At 68.6% G+C, this 18676-nt stretch carries 18 protein-coding genes and 2 pseudogenes; 6 read left to right on the forward strand and 14 right to left on the reverse strand.

Annotation, left to right across the window (positions count from 1 at the left end; all coding sequences use genetic code 11):
• Positions 1-270 precede the first annotated feature (270 nt).
• A complete protein-coding gene (locus AB0O48_RS20360) occupies positions 271-2496 on the reverse strand; it encodes an MMPL family transporter (RefSeq protein ID WP_365067505.1) in 2226 nt (741 codons plus the stop codon).
• A gap of 334 nt (positions 2497-2830) precedes the next feature.
• Between AB0O48_RS20360 and AB0O48_RS20365 the strand changes: the two genes are divergently transcribed.
• On the forward strand, positions 2831-3370 hold the full coding sequence (locus AB0O48_RS20365) for a PadR family transcriptional regulator (RefSeq protein ID WP_365067508.1): 540 nt from the start codon (positions 2831-2833) through the stop codon (positions 3368-3370).
• A 98-nt stretch (positions 3371-3468) separates the two neighbouring features.
• Here the strand turns inward: AB0O48_RS20365 and AB0O48_RS20370 are convergent, their stop codons facing one another.
• The gene (locus AB0O48_RS20370) at positions 3469-3591 is read right to left on the reverse strand and encodes a hypothetical protein (protein WP_357571312.1); all 123 of its coding nucleotides are present in this window, start codon (positions 3589-3591) and stop codon (positions 3469-3471) included.
• A gap of 446 nt (positions 3592-4037) precedes the next feature.
• Here AB0O48_RS20370 and AB0O48_RS20375 point away from each other — a divergent pair, with 446 nt between their 5' ends.
• Both AB0O48_RS20375 and AB0O48_RS20380 read left to right on the forward strand, forming a co-directional pair.
• A complete protein-coding gene (locus AB0O48_RS20375) occupies positions 4038-4523 on the forward strand; it encodes an SRPBCC family protein (RefSeq protein ID WP_357252503.1) in 486 nt (161 codons plus the stop codon).
• Positions 4520-5167: an SRPBCC family protein gene (locus AB0O48_RS20380; RefSeq protein WP_357252506.1), complete on the forward strand. Its 648-nt coding sequence runs from the start codon at positions 4520-4522 to the stop codon at positions 5165-5167. The genes AB0O48_RS20375 and AB0O48_RS20380 overlap by 4 nt, the downstream gene beginning before the upstream one ends.
• Before the next feature lie 64 nt (positions 5168-5231).
• Here the strand turns inward: AB0O48_RS20380 and AB0O48_RS20385 are convergent, their stop codons facing one another.
• Together AB0O48_RS20385 and AB0O48_RS20390 are read right to left on the reverse strand one after the other, a co-directional pair.
• Positions 5232-7928, reverse strand: a complete 2697-nt coding sequence (locus AB0O48_RS20385; protein WP_365067513.1) for an AAA family ATPase — start codon at positions 7926-7928, stop codon at positions 5232-5234.
• 111 nt (positions 7929-8039) lie between these two features.
• The gene (locus tag AB0O48_RS20390) at positions 8040-8489 is read right to left on the reverse strand and encodes a VOC family protein (RefSeq protein WP_231396707.1); all 450 of its coding nucleotides are present in this window, start codon (positions 8487-8489) and stop codon (positions 8040-8042) included.
• 124 nt (positions 8490-8613) lie between these two features.
• On the opposite strand from AB0O48_RS20390, the gene AB0O48_RS20395 reads away from it, so the two are divergent.
• Positions 8614-9414: a helix-turn-helix domain-containing protein gene (locus AB0O48_RS20395; protein ID WP_365067516.1), complete on the forward strand. Its 801-nt coding sequence runs from the start codon at positions 8614-8616 to the stop codon at positions 9412-9414.
• A gap of 331 nt (positions 9415-9745) precedes the next feature.
• Here AB0O48_RS20395 and AB0O48_RS20400 read toward each other — a convergent pair whose 3' ends face one another.
• Positions 9746-10144, reverse strand: coding sequence for a helix-turn-helix domain-containing protein (locus tag AB0O48_RS20400; protein WP_357252514.1), 399 nt, complete (start codon positions 10142-10144; stop codon positions 9746-9748).
• Between AB0O48_RS20400 and AB0O48_RS20405 the strand changes: the two genes are divergently transcribed.
• Positions 10137-10988 carry an alpha/beta hydrolase gene (locus tag AB0O48_RS20405; RefSeq protein ID WP_365067519.1) on the forward strand — a complete coding sequence of 284 codons (852 nt, stop codon included), beginning with the start codon at positions 10137-10139 and terminating at the stop codon, positions 10986-10988. The genes AB0O48_RS20400 and AB0O48_RS20405 overlap by 8 nt on opposite strands.
• Before the next feature lie 302 nt (positions 10989-11290).
• On the opposite strand, the gene AB0O48_RS20410 is transcribed toward AB0O48_RS20405, so the two are convergent.
• The 5 genes and pseudogenes from AB0O48_RS20410 to AB0O48_RS20430 all read right to left on the reverse strand — a co-directional run bounded on the left by AB0O48_RS20410 (position 11291) and on the right by AB0O48_RS20430 (position 13916).
• Positions 11291-11845 (reverse strand): nitronate monooxygenase, encoded by a 555-nt coding sequence (locus tag AB0O48_RS20410; RefSeq protein WP_365067684.1) that lies wholly within the window; start codon positions 11843-11845, stop codon positions 11291-11293.
• Positions 11846-11851: 6 nt separating this feature from the next.
• Positions 11852-11977 carry a hypothetical protein gene (locus AB0O48_RS20415; RefSeq protein ID WP_357571341.1) on the reverse strand — a complete coding sequence of 42 codons (126 nt, stop codon included), beginning with the start codon at positions 11975-11977 and terminating at the stop codon, positions 11852-11854.
• Positions 11978-12008: 31 nt separating this feature from the next.
• Positions 12009-12194 (reverse strand): annotated as a pseudogene (locus AB0O48_RS20420) (nitronate monooxygenase); the annotation flags it as partial.
• 2 nt (positions 12195-12196) lie between these two features.
• Positions 12197-12784 carry a TIGR03086 family metal-binding protein gene (locus AB0O48_RS20425; RefSeq protein WP_357571317.1) on the reverse strand — a complete coding sequence of 196 codons (588 nt, stop codon included), beginning with the start codon at positions 12782-12784 and terminating at the stop codon, positions 12197-12199.
• Positions 12785-13427: 643 nt separating this feature from the next.
• Positions 13428-13916: a hypothetical protein gene (locus AB0O48_RS20430; protein ID WP_357252554.1), complete on the reverse strand. Its 489-nt coding sequence runs from the start codon at positions 13914-13916 to the stop codon at positions 13428-13430.
• A 96-nt stretch (positions 13917-14012) separates the two neighbouring features.
• Between AB0O48_RS20430 and AB0O48_RS20435 the strand changes: the two genes are divergently transcribed.
• Positions 14013-14576: a hypothetical protein gene (locus AB0O48_RS20435; protein WP_357571318.1), complete on the forward strand. Its 564-nt coding sequence runs from the start codon at positions 14013-14015 to the stop codon at positions 14574-14576.
• 381 nt (positions 14577-14957) lie between these two features.
• Here the strand turns inward: AB0O48_RS20435 and AB0O48_RS20440 are convergent, their stop codons facing one another.
• From AB0O48_RS20440 to AB0O48_RS20455, 4 genes and pseudogenes are all read right to left on the reverse strand, one after another.
• A complete protein-coding gene (locus tag AB0O48_RS20440) occupies positions 14958-15995 on the reverse strand; it encodes a DUF808 domain-containing protein (protein WP_365067524.1) in 1038 nt (345 codons plus the stop codon).
• 216 nt (positions 15996-16211) lie between these two features.
• A pseudogene (locus AB0O48_RS20445) lies at positions 16212-16412 on the reverse strand (IS5/IS1182 family transposase); the annotation flags it as partial.
• 154 nt (positions 16413-16566) lie between these two features.
• Positions 16567-16893: a hypothetical protein gene (locus AB0O48_RS20450; protein ID WP_357571320.1), complete on the reverse strand. Its 327-nt coding sequence runs from the start codon at positions 16891-16893 to the stop codon at positions 16567-16569.
• Positions 16894-17093: 200 nt separating this feature from the next.
• Complete coding sequence (locus tag AB0O48_RS20455; RefSeq protein WP_365067528.1) at positions 17094-18170, reverse strand: cellulose binding domain-containing protein; 1077 nt, start codon at positions 18168-18170, stop codon at positions 17094-17096.
• Between the last annotated feature and the right edge of the window lie 506 nt (positions 18171-18676).

Consider the following 18676-nt stretch of genomic DNA (forward strand, 5'->3'; position numbering starts at 1 on the left):
GCTGCACGAGTCCTTTGCGCTTGGTCCGGGTGATGACATGATGAACTCAAATTATATGGAGCAAATTAAGGACTCAGCATAGGAGACCGTTGATGATCTGTCAAAAAGTTATGGCCGTCTGTCGCATTTATTAACGTGCCCGTAAGGTGACCACGGAGGCGCGCACGCGCGACCGAGGTGGCGTAATTCCTTGCTCTCGCCGTGTCCATGTAGGCCCACCTGGGCATCGTCGTACGTCATCCGACCGGCGACGTGCCCGACCCGGAAATCTCAACTCTTCCGGTCGATTGCCACATCGACGCCCCCGCCGGCGTTCGCCGAACCCGGACCGCCCGGCACCCCGTTCCCGGCGGGCGCCGGCTCGTGGCCCGGGCCGTCCGGAAGACTGTCGTGCTCCTTGATGCCGTGCCGATCCCACCAGCCGGCGACGGGCGCCGGCAGCCACCACGCGGCACGTCCGAGAAGCCGCATCGTGGCCGGCACCAGCAGTCCCCGCACGATGGTGGCGTCCACCACGATGGCGATCACCAACCCGACACCGACCATCTTGATGAAGACGACTCCAGAGGTGGCGAAAGCCCCCACGACCACCACCAGCAGGAGAGCCGCACTGGTGATAATGCCGGCCGTACGTTGGACGCCGACTGCGATGGACTCGATCGGGTCACCGGTGCGGTCCCACTGTTCCCGGATCCGCGACAGCAGGAAGACCTCATAGTCCATCGAGAGACCGAAGGCGATGGCCAGCATGAGGACAGGCATTGTCACGTCGACCATGCCGGTGGGTGTGAAGGCGAGCGGTCCGGCCAGGTTGCCATCTTGGAAGATCAGTACCAGCGCGCCGAAGGACGCGCTCAACGAGAGCAGGTTCATCACGACGGACTTGAGCGGCAGCAGCACCGAGCCGAACGCGATGAACAGCAGCACTAGCGAGGTCACCAGGACAAAGAGCCCCATCCAGGGCAACCGCTCGCCGACAGACGCGAGCAGATCGACCAGTTGGGCAGGACCACCGGTGAAGAGCACCTCGGTCCCCGACGGCGGGGGCACGGCACGCAGCGCGGCGAGCATCTCCCGTGCCTGCTCGGACTGCGGGTCGAGTGCGTACCGGAGGTCGATGCGCGACACGCCCTGCCCGGTGGCGACGAGTTGGGCGCTGTCCACCCCGGACACCGCGTCGAGCCGGCCGATGTAATCCTGGACAACGGCCTGCTGCTCGGCGCTCTGAGTCGCACCGTCCGACCGGACCACCGCGGCGCTGATCAGTCGTGGCGGGCCGCCTGGGAACCGCTCGTCGAGCACCTCTGCCACGGTCCGGCTCTCCGACCCCACCGGAAGCACTCGCTCGTCCGCGTTACCCCACTCGACCCGCAGGAAGGGAGAGCCCAGGACCAACAGGAGGGCGACGATGCCGATGCTGGTCAGCACTGGACGGCGCATCACCCTGTGCACGAAGAGGTACCAGCCACGACCGGGATCCTTCGACGACGCCTCGGCCGACCTGCGCCGACGCGGCAACGGCACCCGCAGCGCGTTGATCCGATGCCCGACGACGGCCAGCACCGCCGGCAGCATCGTCATTGAGCCGACCAGCGCCAGGAGCACCGCCGCCACGCCCCCGAACCCCATCGAGCGTAGAAAGACCTGGGGGAAGAGGGTGAGACTGAGGAGCGAGATGGCGATGGTGAGGCCCGAGAAGAAGACTGTCCGCCCGGCCGTGTTCATGGTGCGTACGATCGCGTCGCCGACCGATCTGCTGATCGGCAGTTCCTCCCGGAAGCGGCTGACGATGAACAGCGCGTAGTCGATGGCGAAGCCGAGACCGAGCATCGTGACGATGTTGATAGAGAACGGCGACACGTCGAACCAGTAGGTGAGCACCCGCAGCAGGGTGAACGACCCCAGGATCACCAGGCCCCCGACGAGCAGCGGCACCAGCGCCGCGACCGCGCTGCGGAAGATCAGCACCAGCAACACAAGCAGCAGCGGGATGGAGATCGCTTCAGCGAAGAGGATGTCCTCGGCGACCTGGGCGCTGATGTCGCGTGACACCGCCGCTGGCCCGCCGAGTTGCACCGTCAAGCCGGGCGCGGCCAGGTCGTCTTCGATTTCCCGCAACGCCTCGCCACGGTCGGCCGCGTTGTCGCCGGCGAGTTGTATCGCCACGTACGTGGCGCCCCGGTCGGTCGAGACGAAAGCATCCTGGTTGGTGGACCAGTAGGACGTGGTCCGGGCGACCAGGTCGGTCGGCAGTGCGGCGATGACGCCATCCACTGCGGCGCGGAACGACGGATCGTCCACGGTTCGGCCCGCGCCGTCGTACAGCGCGATCACGTCGACCGTCTCGCGCCCCAGGGCCTGCTGGATGCGTTCCTGAGCGCGATAGGACTCGCTGGCCGGGTCGTCGAACCCGCCTTCGGCGTGCATGACACCGAACAGTCCGGTGCCCCAGACACCGGAAAATACTACAAATGTTAGGGAAAGTGCCAAGAACAACCAACGTCCGCGCATAGCGGCGCGACCCAGAACACCGAACACATCGACCCCCCGTGTTAACGCATCGGCGCAGCGACGCCCCACCCATCGACGACCGTCCGGCCCATCGCCACTCTGGCATCTGGCACAGTGGAACGTCAAGACCTTCCCTTATGCTAGGTCGTCAGAGAGCAGGCTCCACCCAGATCAAAGATTTGCCCAGGCCGCTGGTGCCCGCGACGACACCGGGGCGGGCCAGATGAGCGGGCACCAGACCCGGTGCCGGCACCACCGCACGGGGCGCGACGGGCTGCCAACCCGGACACGGCCGGCACCACGACGCAGGAGGTCGGCTATGCCCAGCAAACCGTTAAACTCCACTGCCGCCTCGATGCTGGGTCTCCTGCACCAGGGGCCAATGACAGGCTGGGACCTCCTGAGCGCCGCCGAGCGGTTGATCGGCAATTTCTGGTCGCTCACGCAGAGCCAGGTCTACCGCGAACTCGCCGCTATGGAGACGGCCGGGCTGATCACCGCCGGCACCCGCGGCCCCCGGGACCGCCGGCCCTACGAGCTGACCGATTCCGGCCGGGGCGCCTTCGCCGAATGGGTCAACCGCGAACCGGGGAAGGAGCACATCCGCATCCCACTGCTGCTCTCCATTGGATTCGGCCAGCACATCAACCCTGAACTACTAGCGCACTATGTCGCCGAGCACCGGGCCCGGCACGCCGAACGGCTAGCGAATTACATGAATGTGCTTCAGAATGCCGAGGAAAGCGGGCTCGTGCCCGACCTGTACCGGCGGGCGACCCTGCGCTTCGGCCTCATCTACGAGCAAGCGGTACTGGAGTGGTTCGACAGCCTGCCGGCCGAGATACGCGGCGAGAGCTGACCCGCGGCCGCCCGGTTCGCCGCCCAGCACGACCAGGACGAACAGAAGCGGATCCGATGACTGACGCACGCAGCCCCACCTCTTGGCGGTCGCGGGCGCTACAGGCGGTCGCCTCCCTCGCGGGCCTGGTCGTCGTACTGGGCGATGGCGCGCGAACCCGACCAGGCTGCCCGACCTTCGGGCAGGACGATCGGGCCATCCGGGGCCGACGCGATCACCATGCCGGCATCCCGTCAACGCGCTTGGCCCGAGCGTCCCAGGGTCCCAACGCGACCGCTTGAGACGCCGCACGAAAACAAACTCAACGACGGGGCAGCCGTGACGTGCTGCCGAAGAACCTCTCGGCTGGGACCGAGGGCCGCAAGGCCGGTTCGCTCGCCTCGCCGCGCGCGGTGCATTCGGAGCGCATTCCCCCGACACCGCACACGGCTACTGTCCCCTACCCGGACGTGGGCGATGCGACGTGGTTCGCCTGCGACCAGGTGCCGGCAGCAGGCACGGAGGTAAGGACCTTCACCGTGGCCGGCGCACGTACCGCGAACTAGGTAATTCTTGCCGATGTGTAGCGGTTGCCGTCTTGGCACGATCGCATCTGCCGGGTGTGGATCGGGCGGCTCGCTCTCATGCCCGGCGATCCGATGGTCAGGGACCGCAGAGAGGCTTCACGATGGAGATCATTACGGACACCGACGAGGCCGGCATTGACGTGTCGGCCCCGGTGGTCAGCCGCCACAGCGTCACGGTGACCGCGTCGGCGGAAGCCGTGTGGCGGATCCTCACCGACATCGACGCATGGACGACCTGGCTGCCAGAAATCCCGTACGCACGCGTGGAAACACCCGGTCCGCTCGCCCCGGGCTCCGTGTTCCGCTGGTCGGCCGCAGGCATGGAGATCGAGTCGACGATCGTTCAGGTACGGCCGCGGGAACGCCTCGTGTGGCGGGGATACGGTGACGGACCGGACGGGGTCCTCGGTGTCCACGTCTGGGCGCTCACTCCGGCCGGCGACGGTGTGGAGGTGTCGACCGAGGAGTCCTTCGCGGGCCCGCCTGTCGACGCCGACCCTGGGCCGTTCCAGGAGGGCCTCGACACGACCCTCGCCAGGTGGCTGGAACGACTCAAGGGCACCGCCGAGGCGGTGACCGCCCCGTGAAGAATCGTGTGTTTGCCGTCGCGACGGCAGTGGTCGTGGCCGGCCTCGTGGGCACCGCAGGTGCGCCGGCTCGGGCCGAGGTCAGGCGCGATGTCGGTGCCGACCACGCGACGCTGCGATGTGCGGGACGGACCGTCGACACTGCGGCGAAGATCCGCTATCGGACGGAGACGACGATCGACGCTCCGCTGCGAACCGTCTGGAAGTTGCAGACCGACGTGGAACGCTGGCCGTCTTGGCAGAAGCCGGTTTCCTCCAGCAAGCGGCTCGATCGTGGCCCACTGCGTCCCGGTTCATCCTTCCGATGGACGACACCGGTCCTCGAGACCGCGCTGAATCCCGCCACGACCCTCGTCGTCACGTCCAGCGTCCGGCAGCTTCAACACCAGAGGTGCCTCCGGTGGGACGGCCCGGCGATCGGTGTGGGGCTGCGCATCGACGAGGGGGTCCACGTGTGGACGTTCACCGAGATCGCCGGTCGCGTTCTCGTGCGTACCGAGGAGACGTGGCGCGGGGACCAGGTGGAGCAGGACGTCGCCTTCTCCACCGTGGCTCTCGGGGCGGGCCTGGAGACGTGGCTGACGGAGCTGAAGACGCGTGCCGAACGGGAGTGTGACCGGGCCCGGCGCCCAGCGCTGACGTGACCCAGCGGGCCCCGCCGGTCTCGTACCGGCGGGGCCCTTTCGTCGCTCGGTCGGCCCGGCTCCGTCAGCGGAGTAGTTCTCGTAGCTGCCGGCGTGAGGTGATGCCCAGCTTGCGGTAGAGGTTGCGCAGGTGGGCGTCGATCGTTCGCGGGCTGACGAACAGCAGCGCGGCGACTTCCTTGGTGCCTGCACCGGAGGCGACCTTGCGGGCGACGAGTAGTTCGCGGGCGGTCAGCCCCGCGAGCGGATCGGCGTCGTCGGCCAGGGTCGGCTCGCCGATGGCATCTAGTTCGCGGGCGGCGCGGCCGGCGAACCCGCGCGCGCCGATGGTGGAGAGCAGTTGGTGCGCGGCGCGCAGCTCCACCCGCGCCTCGGCGCGGCGGCCGACCCGTCGCAGCCACTGCCCGTAGAGCAGTCGGGCACGCGCGTAGTGGACTCGCATCCTGCTCCCGGCGAACCGGCTGATCGCGGCACGGTAGTGGTCCTGCGCGCCGAGCCCCGGGTCGAGCAGCGCACTCGCCAGTAGATGCGCACCGGTCGTCCACGCGTTCGGGTTGACCCGTGCGACATCCGCGATCCATTTGGCCGATTCCTTGGCTTCTTCGGGACGTCCGACGTACGCGGCGGCTTCGACCAGCTCGTGGTGGAAGACGGAGGCGGCGTACGCCCCGCGCCGGTGCTGGTCCCGTACGAGCAGCAGCGCGTCGATCGCGGCCTCATGGTCGCCGCTGCCGTTGCACAGAACGCCGATCGCGTAGTGCAGCGCAGTGGGTTTCACCCCCACCCAGTCGCGCAGCCTCTCCCGGATCTCGCGGAACCGTTCGACGTCCCCGCTCCAGGCGGCAAGCATCAGGTCGGACCCGACGAGGTTTGACGTCCCGGCGGCCTCGTCGACCGCACGCGCCTCGATGATGCAGAGCTGCGCGTCGGCGAAGCGACCCACGATCGTCCGGGCGACCGCCTGGAAGCGCAACGCATGGGGAAGGATCGCGTAGGCCCCCTGCGCCCGGGCGAGTTCCACCTGACGGTCGGTGATCTGCTCCATGGCATCGCTGTCACCGATGTCGACGCTCAACACACAGGCACGTTCCATCCACCACGGATCCGCGCCGGGCGTGTGGGCGTGGTCCCGGAAGGCGTCGACCGTACGCCGCATCAGGGGCATCGCCTCGTCCACCGGGCGGAGATGCTGCTCGACCAATGCCCGCAGCAGCAGATCGACCGGACGTGGCGGCTGACGCTCGGGTACCCGTTCCCGGATGTGCAGGGCGAGGCGCCGTAACCTCCCCGGCTCGTCGACGCTGAACATGAGCGACGCGAACGCCTCCAGGTAGGTTTCGCGGACCTCGTCGGGCCCCACGCCGTCGGCCGCGTCGATGAGCGCGATCGTCGCCAGGATGGTGCGCGCCACGTGATAGTCGATCGTGGCGCGCAGTAGCCGCGCGGCGTGGCGGTCGGCGGGGTCCGGGTGGAGACGCTCGGCCTCGTCCACCAACTCCCGGGCGGCAGATGGTGCCCCCGAGCCCAACCGCGCCCGGGCCGCGGCCAACAACCGGCGGGCCTGCCGCGACCGGCCGGGGGTCAGTCGGGCCGCGCGCTCGAGGAACGCGGCCACGGCCGCGAGTCCGCCGCGGCGCTGTGCCCGGCCGGCCGAACGCTCCAGCTCGGCCGCGGTCTCCTCATCCGGGTCGGTGATCGCGTTCGCCTGGTGCCAGGCGCGACGGTCGGGATCGACGTCGGCGTCCGTACCGGCGGCGAGCGACGCGTGCGCCTGCCGTCGCGCCCCGGCGCCAGTCGACAGGTACACCGCGGAACGCGCCAACGGATGCCGGAAGTGCACCCGGGGCCCGGCCACCAACAGGCCGCTGTCCTCGGCCGCGGCCAGGTCCACGGCGTCCAGCCCCTGGATCGCCATCGCGCGGCGCAGCAGAACGAGATCGCCTGTCGGCTCCGCCGCGGCCAGCGCCAGAACCGAGCGCGTGGGTGCCGGCAGCCGCAGGAACCGACTCACGAACCGGTGTTCCACGGCGCGGTGCCCGGCGTCCCCGGGTAGCCCGAACGGTCCGGCGTCGCGGGCGAACTCCACCAGGGCGAGCGGGTTGCCGGCCGCTTCGGCGAGGATCCGTTGCACGATCGCTGCCTCGTGGCCGAATGGTGCCCGATACCGCAGCAGGGTGAGGGCCTCCGAATCGGAGAGCCCGGTGAGGGTGAGGGCGGGCAGGCGACCGAGCGCCGACACCGAGGCGGCGTCGCGGGCAGCGAACACCATGGCGACCCGCTCCGCCGCAACGCGTGCCGCGACGAAGGCCAGTACCTGCCGCGAGCCGGCGTCGATCCACTGCACGTCGTCGACCACGCAGAACACCGGCCTGCGCCGGCCTACGGCACTCAGCAGGCCGAGAACGGCCAAGCCGACAAGCATCGGGGTCGGCGTGGCCCCGGCGTGCAGTCCGAACACCGCGTCGAGCGCGTTCCGCTGCGGTACGGGGAGTCCGGCGCGGTGGTCGAGCACGGGCGCGCACAACTGGTGCAGGGCCGAGTAGGGCAGCTCGCTCTCGAACTCGACACCACCGGCCCGCAGCACCCGCCATCCGTCGAGCCGCGAAGCGGCCGCACCGATGAGCGTCGACTTGCCGATCCCCGCGTCACCGAGAACGAGCTTCGCCCCGCCACGGCCCCGCGCAGCGGCTGCCGTCACCGAGGCGATCTCGCCCAACTCCGCCTCGCGAGCGACGAACAATCCCGACCTGATATCTGTCATCAGCTTCTGCGTGTCGCCGGACGAATGGTGCCCTCTGGTTGTTCGGCCCCACCGATGGTATCCAGAGCAGCGCACCGACCGGGACGGGCGCCGGGTCCGGAGTCGGCGCTCCTACGAGGGCAACTCGAACAGTTCCAGCTGGATGCCGTCGGGGTCACGGAGATAGAGGATCTTCGTCCCGGCCAGCGCCCCCGCTTCGACGCCATCGCCGTCCTGGAGCACGACCGGATCGGCGTTGACGTGCACGCCCCGCCGCACCAGGTCGCGGTGCGCCGAGTCGAGGTCGTCGACCTCAAAACACAGGTGCATCACCCCAACGTCAGAGTTGCGCCCGGTGAAGGGCCTCGGCTGCGGGCTGTCGTACTGGATGAGTTCCAGCAGGACGTTGTCACCGGCCAACGCGAAGGATGCCCGCATCGACGCGTTCTCGACCTCGACAACCGCACCGATCGCCGGGTTCGTCGCCGAGATCGTCACACCGTTCGGCGCGATGCCGAGGACGTCCTCGTACCACCTCACCGACCGCGCCAAATCGCTGACCGGCACTCCGATGTGATGCATTCTGGTCACTTTGCTCATGATCCCCATCCTGAAGGGCCGAGCCAGCACTGTGGAAGGCACAGGTCTTCCGCGTATCGCTGGTACCACCCAGCTCCCCGGAGGTCCGATGGCGGATCATGGGATCATGAATGACCTCGGCGCCGCGCTGCGGGCCTGGCGGGATCGCACGGACCCGGCCGCGGTCGGTCTCCCGAACGCCTCTCGTCGCCGCGTCGTCGGGCTACGACGCGGCGAGCTGGCGGCACTGGCCGGCATCTCCCCCGAATACGTGGCACGCCTCGAACAGGGCCGGGCCGCCACACCATCGGCGCAGGTGTGCACCTCCCTGGCCCGCGCGCTGCGACTTTCCGACGACGAGGAGGCGCACCTGATGCGCCTTGCCGGCTTCGCCGCGGCCCCGGACCGCATACCCCACCTGATCCCCAGCAGCCTGCACCGCGTCATCGACCACCTCGACGACACCCCGGCGGCCGTCTACGACGCCGTGTGGCGGCTGCTGCACTGGAACCGGCCGTTCGCGGCCGTCTTCGGCGACCCCACCGGCGCCACCGCCGACGATCGCAACGCCTTGATCGTCCAGTTCGAAACCCGAAACCCCCGAGTCCGGCAGACCGACACCGAGCGCGCCTACTTCGAGCAGTCGTTGGTGGCCGACCTGCGCGCCACCAGCGCCCGCTATCCCAACGATCCCGACGTGGCGGCACTGATCTCGCGGATGGCCGGGAACGACAGGTTCTGCCGCCTCTGGGCCCTCCGCGCGGTGGCCAATCACGAGAGCGCGCACAAGACCGCCGTACACCCGGACGTGGGGGCCATCCCGCTGGACGCCAACGTTTTGACCACCCAGAACACCGACCTGCGCCTCGTGGTCCTCACGCCTCGGCCCGGCACTGCCGCTCGCGAGAAGCTGAATCGACTGCGTTGACGTTACCGTCCAGGAGACATCCACATCGACGAGGCGCACACCGGCCGACGTGTCTACACCCGGCCGGACGCCGACGACGTCGCGTCGCTGATCTCCGAGCTGATCGACTGGCTGGCCGACGGCGAACCCGAGACCCCGCTGCTCGTCCGAACCGCCATGGCACACCTGAACCTGGTCAAGATCCACCCTGGCGGGACGGGGACGGCCGAAAGTCGCGGTCCCTCCACATCCTCGTGCTCGCCCGCGAACGTCTCGCACCGGTGGGGATGCAAACCCCAGTCCCGCCAGATCCGGGCGACCTCGGCGAAGCTGACCGGTGTGCCCTGCCTGGTCAACTGGTCCGCAGGGCTCTGGCCGACCAGTGCGTGATCCCCGACTCGGCCGGTGGTGGGTTCAGGTCGCGGTCACCACACCGGCCTCGTCGACGACCGGCGGGCGTCCCGGACGCGGCAGGTCCGCCAGGGCGGCGATCCCCCCGCGTGTACCGGGCCCGCCACGCGACCACGGTCTGACGGGTCACTCCCACCCGGCGGGCGATCTCCGCGTTGGGCAGTCCATCCGCGGTCGCGCAGGCGGCGGTGATCTCCGAATTCAAGATCCCTTCCCCGTACGATAACATCGACAAAGTCCCCCGTAACCCCAGTGGCAAGATCCGGCGTCGGATTCTCCGGGACCAGTTCTGGGTGCATGTGGACCGCGACGTCAACTGAATTGAGATTCCTATGAGCATCGCCCTTTCCACGGTGAAGGCTGGGCTGCGGGTCGCCTCGGTGGTCGTACCGGGTCTCGCCGGGAAGTGGACGTTCGCACTGTTCTGCAAGCTCCGGACCCCGTCGCGGGTGCGCCCCAACGAGGCCGAGGTCCACGCCCAGGCCCAAGTGGACAGCATCGAGTACAACGGTCGGCGGGTCGTCACCTACCAGTGGGGGGACGGCGCCAAGCCCATCCTGGTGGTCCACGGTTGGGAGTCTCGCGGCTCGCGGTACGCACCCCTGGTGGCGGAGTTGCTCGCCCGTGGATACAGCGCGGTCACCTTCGACGCACCCGGTAACGGCGACTCCGAGGGAAACCGCACCACGCTGCTGGAGTACGCGGACATCGTCGAGAAACTGTACGAGCGGCACGGCCCCTTCCAGGCGGCCGTCGCCCACTCGTTCGGGTCGTTGGCGCTCTTCCAAGCCATGCGCAAAGGGGTCAAGGTCGACCGCGTGGTGACGGTGAACGCCGTGTGCGACTTCGACTACCTGGTCCACCGGTTCAGCGAGGAACTCGGTTTGTCCGAGCGCCTAAGGAAGGATCTCAGCCGCCGGTTCGAGGGCCTGTTCCCGCAGGAGCAGGACATCTACCGCCGTTTCTCCGTCCCGTACCAGGCGGACCGGGTGACCGGTCCCGTGCTGGTGATCCACGACGAGGACGACCTCCGGATCGAGATGTCGCAGGCCAAGAAGATCGCCGCGGCCTTCCCCGACCAGTCCCGGATGATCACCACTCAGGGCTTCGGACACAGCAAGATCCTCACCGACCCTAGGACGCTGACGGCCATCGCGGACTTCGTGTCGGAATCCACCGTCTGACCGCACCGCCGGTCGTTCTCCCAGGTAACGCGCCCGGTGGGTCTGTACCCACCGGGCGCGGTCATCGTGACGATCGGGTACGGCTACCGGCCAACCTCGTCGGCAGCTCACGCAGTGCCTTGACGACCTCGGCCGGGGCTTCCTCGGCCATGAAGTGGCCGCAGGAGACCGTGGTGTGCCGCACTCCGGGAGCCCACGCCCGCCACAGCCACTGATCAGCTTCTCCGGCAGCCCGGGAGGCCGGGCCATCAGGTAGAGGTGGAACCCGACCGCCGCGGCGGCGGCCCTTCGGCTCGGCACGGTCAGATGGTGCACCTGTGGGTAGGCCGACGGGGCGGTGTTCCCGTACTCCCGGATGGAGCGTTGGTCAGGCCACGCGCGGGTCGCCCGGAGAACGTGAGGGTCACCGACGTGCCGCTGAACCGGGGGTCCACCAGGGCGGCCTGGTGCCGGGGATGGGTGCCACTCTCCGGGGTACGCAGGAACGCCGTGCCCAGTTGCGCGGCGCCCGCCCCGGCCGCCAGTACGGCGGCGACCGCACCACCGTCCATGATGCCGCCTGCCGCGATCAGGTCGAGGTCCACCGCGTCGCGGACCTCGGCGAGCAGGGGTAACAGGCCGACGCCGTTCCCCTGCGACGGCTCGGGCGTGAACGAGGCGCGGTGCCCGCCAGCCTCGGGTCCCTGGACAACCAACACATCGACACCGCCCCGAGAGCAGGCCCTGGCCTCGTCGGCACTGGGCGCCGTCCCCACCACAGCGGTGCCGACCTCGTGGAACCGGTCCACCACCGACGGGGACGGGCAGCCGTAGGTGAAGCTCACCAGCGGCACTCGTTCCTCGACCAGCAGAGCCAGCTTCTCCTACCAGCCGTCGGTGTCGCCGACCGGCGGGTCACCGAGCGTGACGCCGTACCGCTGTGCCTCCCCCGCGAGTGCCCGGCGGGAGCGGTCCAGCGCCACCGGATCGGCGGCCGACGTCGCGGGCACGAACACTGACGCCGCACAGCGCCCCGGTCCGCGCCCACACCTGCACCAGGTCGGCCCGCAGGTCGGCCGGCAACCGGTAACCGGCGGTCAGAAAACCCAGGCCGCCGGCCGCCGAAACCTCACCGACCAACGCGGGGGTCGAGGCGCCACCGGCCATCGGCGCCGCGACGATCGGGTGTCTGAGCCGCCCGAGCACGTCCCGGGTGGACGCGCCCACGGTCAGGCCGGCCAGGCCGGGGACCGACCGAGCAGCCGCAGCAGACGGTCCTGGTCCGAGCCCTCTGCCGGCAGCGGCGGCGCGAACGACGAACCCGGCAGGCTGCGGGACGCACCGACGGGTACCGCCCGTCGGGTGACCTCCAACGCCGCCTCGACGATGTCGTCGTCGAACTTCGGCGGCGCACCGAGCGCGGCACCCACATCCCACCCGTGCACCACGTAGTCGAGGAAGTGGAAGCTGATCGCCATCCGGGCCGGGAAGCCGCCGACCCGCCGGATCTCCGGCAGCCAGAACTCTCGGCGCATGACGTCCGGTCCGTCGAACGCGCCGATCACCCGTTCCGCCGACCGGAGGTAGTCACCGCCCGGGTCGGCCGCCGGCTGCTCCCGCCAGACCGAATCGTCCTCGGTCTCGCCGTCGGCCGCCGCCGCGAAGCCGTTGTTCTGGGCGGTCATGTGGGCCAGCAACTGCCGCAGGCTCCACTGCGTGCAAGGGGTGGGCAGGTCCCACTGTTCCTCCCGTGCACTGGAGACGATCTTCACGCTCTGCCGCACCGCCCGGCGGTTCAGCTCCTGGATGTCCACCACAAACCCTCTTCCCGCCGATCCATCTGCCGCCCTACCCGCCCCGGTCAATCGTCGAACTGGCCGTGCTCCCGGGTCACACCGCACCGCTTGACCGTATTACCGCAGGTCAGAACCATCGTCTCTGTCCGACGTCGGTGAGCACTTCGGACGCGGAGACCTCTTCGCCAACCTGCACCCAATCTGCTCCCAGTCTGCTCCCCCACCCGGGCTCGCACCCGGCCGCCCACCAATCGCGAGCTGTCAGCCCAGTGCCTTGGATGGCACCTGCGCTGGCTCCCACGGCCGCATCGGTCGACCGGGGAGCACGCCCACGGCCGCCGCGCCTTATCAGCCGGCTGCGCGCCCGCCCGGCGAGAGGCGTGGGAGCGTCGCCCAGCACAGCCGGTCGGTGGCGTACGAGATCTATGCTTCCGGCGCGTCTATCGCCCTATCTGGCGGTGGCTGATCGCGCGGGGGAGGCAGGTCGATGGGGGTACCGACGCTTGTCGTATCGCTGACCCGGCCGAACACGTACCGCGGGATCGGGCCGGCGGTAGCGGCTGCACCCCATGGCGCGCTGATCCTGGTGGAGCCGGGCCGTTACGACGGGCAGGTCGTCGTGCGCGCTAAGGCAGAACCTTCTACGAACCGCGAACAGCGATGGTCACCTGACCGGCGGCTCCGCCAACACAACGACACCGTCCGCCTCAACGTCGAAGCCGAGCACCGGATGGCTCCCGTCGCCGCCCTCCGAATCCATCAGCACGGCTTTGCCCAGGCACCTTCCGATCGCCGTCACGAAACTGCAAAACACATCGAGCCGCTCCTGCCCCTGAAGCTCCCGCAGATCGACATCGAAGTCGATCTCATTCGCCGCATAGAACCGGAAAATCGCCAGGACATCCACCGACGGCCAGACCCGCAGCTCCGGGCACTCAGCGCCAGCCGGGCGGGACAACACGGCCGCCGCCGCAGGCAACGGCAGCACCACCGCGCCTTCGGAGTACTGGAACGCCCAACCCTGAGCGACGACGAGATCTAGGACCGATTGCCAGTCCTCCACCGAGGCGCCAGGCACGCAGACGTCCGGCAACGCCCCCATCACCCCGGGATCGAAGAACCACCTGACGTCATCCCACAGCAGATCAGGCACCACGCCATCCTGCCCTCACCACGGCCCCCACGCCGACTCGATTCCTTGACGAAACCCACAGGGGCATCCCCCGAGGGATGCGTCTAGGGTTGTCCGGTGATCGAGATCTTGGACGACCTCGGTGTGCTCGTCCGATCCGACCTGGACCCGGAGACATTGAGCCTTGCTGGTGTGCCCTTCGGAGCGGATGCCGCTGACAGTGTCCAGCGACGCCAGATCACAGAGGCAAGCTCCTCGATCGTCCACCGCTCAATCAGCGGCACCGACAGCGCTCCGGAGTACTTCGCGGCGGATGACCGAAGGCTGACCCTCGAGGAAGTGATCGACAGCGCCATCGGGGATGGCGGCATGGTGCATTTCGCAGACAAGCTCAGCTACAAGATCGTAGGCTCGCTGGTCGTCGGGTTCGCGCTCTACGGTGCCGGCTGCGGTCATCTGGCCCACTTCGGCTATCTGCGGTCCTACGAGCAGTTACTCCTCGCGTTCGGGACAGGGGACCGGACCGAGGAATCGCGGGTCTACGGTGACCTCTTGGGATACCACAACTACTACTGGCACTCGCGGAAACACGTGTACTGGAGTGCTGGTGATGAAGACGGGACTGGTTGTCTGTCATCGATCAGTCTTGGGGACTATCCCGGCAACGCCGGACCCGAATAGGCGCAGTCGTACCGATCCGCGAACGCATCCGCTCCTCGACGTGAGCGGACACCGCCCTACCGCCTCTGAGACAGCGCCAACGCAGATGCCTTCGGATCCGCCGAAGAGGTCACCAGCCTGAAAGACGTGGTCAGGGCGTTGCCCGTGGGATCGGCGTCTCGAAAGACAGGAACTGCGGGGGAATCCCAGCAAGCTCGCCCCAACGCTTCACATCGATCTGCAGCAGACCTACAGGCAACGCGTTAAGCGACCCGAGACGCCGACCGGCGCCCGCCATCCCGGAAGCTACCCCTACGCCTGCCGAGACAACCGCTACCCGTAACGACCGGCTCGCGCCCCAGAACGCCTGACCCCCGTGGTCGAGTTGCGGTGATTTTGCGGTCAACCGCGCGGCGCTCGGTCCGTAGGAGCGTCGAGACGCCGAGCTGCACGGCTCGGCGGCGCGGGGATGGTGCCGTCAGCACGAGTCGTGGCCGCCGCAGTCGCAGCCGCAGCCTTGGATGTGCGGCGGTGGAGCGTGAGAGTCATGACCAGCACGACCAGCGCCCCGACGATCAGCCCGAGGATCGCGCTGGCCACCGTGTTGACGAGCCAGCCGACGAGCCCGCCGAGAACACCCGTGGCGTCGTGGGCGGCGACCTCCACGTGGTGCACGGCCTCGTACAGGAAGTGCAGGTTCAGCTCGTTCGTGCCTAGCAGCAGGATGTGCCCGCCCACCCACAGCATCGCCGCGGTGCCGACTACCGTCAGCACGGTGAGGACCACCGGCATCGCCCTCACCAGACCGCGGCCGAACGTGGCGACGGCGCCGGAACGTTGCGACAGGCGCAGCCCGGCGTCGTCCATCTTTACGATCAGGGCCACCACGCCGTACACCAGGACGGTTATGACGACGGCGACGACAGCCAGGATCGCCAGGCGGGACCAGAACGCCTCATCGATCACCTCGTTAAGGCTGATGACCATGATCTCCGCCGAGAGGATCAGGTCGGTTCGTACCGCCCCGGACACCAGTGTCGTCTCGTCCTGCACCGTTTCCTCGCCCGCGCCGGAGGCGCCGTGATGGGCGATCTTGGCCCACACCTTCTCCGCGCCTTCATAACAGAGGTAGGCACCGCCGAGCATGAGGATCGGAGTGAGCAGCCACGGCACGAACTGACTGAGCAGCAGCACCGCCGGCAGGATGATGAAGAACTTGTTGCGCAGCGACCCCACGGCGATGCGCTTGATAATCGGCAACTCGCGCTCGGCCGCCAGGCTCCGCACGTACTGCGGCGTGACGGCAGCATCGTCGACGACGACGCCCGCAGCCTTGGCGCCGGCCTTCGCGGCGGCCGCCCCGATGTCATCGATCGACGCTGCAGCGGCCCGGGCCAGCACCGCCACGTCATCCAGCAGGGCTACGAGTCCACCGGCCAAGGGAGGGTCCTTCCAGGGGTGTGCAGAATTCGAACTGGCCCATTCTCGCTCAGGTCCCTGCGCGCGGCACGCCACCGCCCGGGTCGCATACCGGGCGAGAGCTTGAGGTGAGCGACTATCGCGCTCGGCCGATGACCCGCCACCACCGCGGCCGGGTCATCACCTGGCGCCAGCTCAGGCCGAACCCGTCCGCCGCAGTCACCGTTAACCGGGGTCGGCGGAGATGCGTTTCGGTCGCTGTCTGGATCGGCCGCGGATGCCCTTGATCGGCGGGATCTTGTCGACCAGGGCAGTAGTTGGGTGACGCCGTGACGGTTGCCGCCATCAGGGACACGACGAGTGGGATGCCACCCCGTCGGTGATGGCGTGGTGTTTCGAGCCTGGCTTGCGGCGGTCGACCGGGCTCGGACCTGTTTTGGGCCGCCCTTGAGCGCCCGAACATACGTGCCGTCGATCACCGCCCCGGGAGATGTCCAACTGCCCGGCGATGCAGTGGATCGACGGAGCGATCGAGTCGATCGGCACGGGCTACGCACTGTCCGCCGACGAACTCTGACATCACCATGCGCAGCTAGCGACGGAGCAGCGAGAAGGCTCCTGCCGCCGTCAGCAGCAACAGCAGTGACACCGCGAACAGGGCGCGTCCAAGCGGAAGGGGCATGGAGATGAAAAACGGTGCCTGTGCGATCAACAGGCCCGCGCCGATCACGGCTTGGGCGGTTCCCACCTGCACGGGCTGGGACGGCTCTCCCACCTTCAGCCGCGCAAGCCGGACCCAGGCGGCGGGAATCCTTCGGGACACGGTCACACGCACCCCGATTACAAGCGAGCCCAGGCTGAGGACCACGACCCCCACACGCAAAGCGATCGTGACTGGGTCCTCGTCATACGGACTCATGCGCCCATCCTCGGAGAGGCGTCAAGCGCGCGAATCGGACGACAGACGCACGACAGCCTCTGGCGTCCTCCTGACCTGCCGAACGGTCACCGCCAACCCTGATGGCCTGGTCGAATTGACCCAGAGCGCCGTGCCGACTCGCAAACGTATCGACGGCCAGTGGAAGGAACTTGGTCAGCCCTTAACGGAGGGCCGAGGCGCTAACGGATAGTGAAGGTCAGCGGGTTCGAGATGCCGACGCCGCCGTGGGAATCGTGGACCCGCACGGTGAAGGTGGATGACGTGCCGGCCGACAGGGCCGTCTGGAACTGGTACCGCTGTCCGCTGTTGGTCGGCGTCACGGCCAGCCGGGTTGCGCCCAGGTAGAACTCCACCCGGCCGACGAGGTCCCCGGGATCGGTGTCGGCGACGTCGGCGACCAGCGTGACGGTCGTCGGCTCGAGGAAGTAGGTCTGCCCGCCGGGGGTGCTCAACGCCACCGCCGGCGGGTGGTTGGCGCCGGTGGACGCCGGCGTCACCACCGTGACCAGCAACGGCGGCGCAGCGCCAGACAGCGACTGGTCGGTGCCGGCCGAGACGTACAGCACGAAGGTGGTGCTGGTGCCGGGCTCCCCGGTCGGTGGCGTCCACAGCGCCTCGAACCGGTCACCGGTCGTCCTCACCCCCCGGGCCACCGTGACGCCGTCCACCCGGAACGACACCGAGGTGATGCTGTGTCCGCCTCCCACGGTCGCGGTCGCCGCCAGCGGGACGGTCCCCGGCGTGGTGTACACCGCGCCGGCGGTCGGGCTGAGCCAGGTGACGATCGCCGGCCAGTCAGCGACCGGCGGTGTGGCCGTCCGGGTCGGCGTCACGCTGGGCAGGACGCCGCCGGTGCACGTGACGCCGTTGAGCGTGAACGACGCCGGTATGGGGTTGCTGCCCGACCAGGCGCCAACGAAACCGATGTTCACGGAGCCATTCGTGCCCAGGGTCGCGTTCCAGCCCAGATTGGTCGCGCTGACCTGCTGGCCCGCCTGGGCCCAGGTGGCGCTCCAGGTTTGCGTGAGCCGCTGATCGACTGCAGGGAACGCGAACCGCAGCGTCCACCCGTTGACTAGGTCACCCAAGTTGGTGACCGCGATGTCGGCGTGGAAGCCACCGGTCCACTGGCTGGTGACGACGTAGTTCACCCGACACCCGGCCGCCGCGTTCGCCGCACTGGCGTGTGAGATCGCCGCCATCATCGCGACCATGGCAACAGCGATGGCGGCCACAGCAGTCAGCGACTTCCGCATGGGCACACCTCGCCGTAGATAGTTGCATGTCTATGAATATGTCGACTGTCCTGCTGCTCCGCCTTCCTGTCAAGGCACGCACGGCAGTCCTGCCGCCGACAGGACAACGGACAGCCCGCCCATGGCTGATCGGTAGCGGCCACAGCGCCGAGCAGGCAGATCGGAGTCTTAAATGACGGTCCTGCGGCGGATTTCGGCCCGCTGACTCGCAACGCTCTACTTGGATCTACAGCACCTGCAGGCGCGGCGTTAGGCAACTCGAGACGCCGGCCGGCGCCAGCCATCGTGGGAACAACACCACCTGACCACTTTGCACCCAATCTGCTCCCATCTGCAAGGCCAGGCCAACCAGTGGCTCCTTACCGCCTTGACCTGCGCACACTCCCCTGCCAGGTAACATGGAGCGTTGTCGACCGCTGCGCAGAACCGCAGAGCACTCCGCGCCGAAACAGGACGCCGCACCCGACCTGACCTGGGTAAACGTGGAGCCGCAGGCAGGGGTGGGT

Source organism: Micromonospora sp. NPDC085948, assembly GCF_040686315.1.
Classification (GTDB): domain Bacteria; phylum Actinomycetota; class Actinomycetes; order Mycobacteriales; family Micromonosporaceae; genus Micromonospora.

What these genes read in the sequence shown, in the direction of transcription:
- AB0O48_RS20390 (WP_231396707.1), bottom strand. Translation starts at nt 8,489, where the DNA reads ATGCATCACATCGGAGTGCCGGTCAGCGATTTGGCGCGGTCGGTGAGG.
- AB0O48_RS20385 (WP_365067513.1), bottom strand. Translation starts at nt 7,928, where the DNA reads ATGACAGATATCAGGTCGGGATTGTTCGTCGCTCGCGAGGCGGAGTTG.
- AB0O48_RS20405 (WP_365067519.1), top strand. Translation starts at nt 10,137, where the DNA reads ATGAGCATCGCCCTTTCCACGGTGAAGGCTGGGCTGCGGGTCGCCTCG.
- AB0O48_RS20375 (WP_357252503.1), top strand. Translation starts at nt 4,038, where the DNA reads ATGGAGATCATTACGGACACCGACGAGGCCGGCATTGACGTGTCGGCC.
- AB0O48_RS20455 (WP_365067528.1), bottom strand. Translation starts at nt 18,170, where the DNA reads ATGCGGAAGTCGCTGACTGCTGTGGCCGCCATCGCTGTTGCCATGGTC.
- AB0O48_RS20370 (WP_357571312.1), bottom strand. Translation starts at nt 3,591, where the DNA reads ATGGTGATCGCGTCGGCCCCGGATGGCCCGATCGTCCTGCCCGAAGGT.
- AB0O48_RS20400 (WP_357252514.1), bottom strand. Translation starts at nt 10,144, where the DNA reads ATGCTCATAGGAATCTCAATTCAGTTGACGTCGCGGTCCACATGCACC.
- AB0O48_RS20365 (WP_365067508.1), top strand. Translation starts at nt 2,831, where the DNA reads ATGCCCAGCAAACCGTTAAACTCCACTGCCGCCTCGATGCTGGGTCTC.
- AB0O48_RS20450 (WP_357571320.1), bottom strand. Translation starts at nt 16,893, where the DNA reads ATGAGTCCGTATGACGAGGACCCAGTCACGATCGCTTTGCGTGTGGGG.
- AB0O48_RS20395 (WP_365067516.1), top strand. Translation starts at nt 8,614, where the DNA reads ATGAATGACCTCGGCGCCGCGCTGCGGGCCTGGCGGGATCGCACGGAC.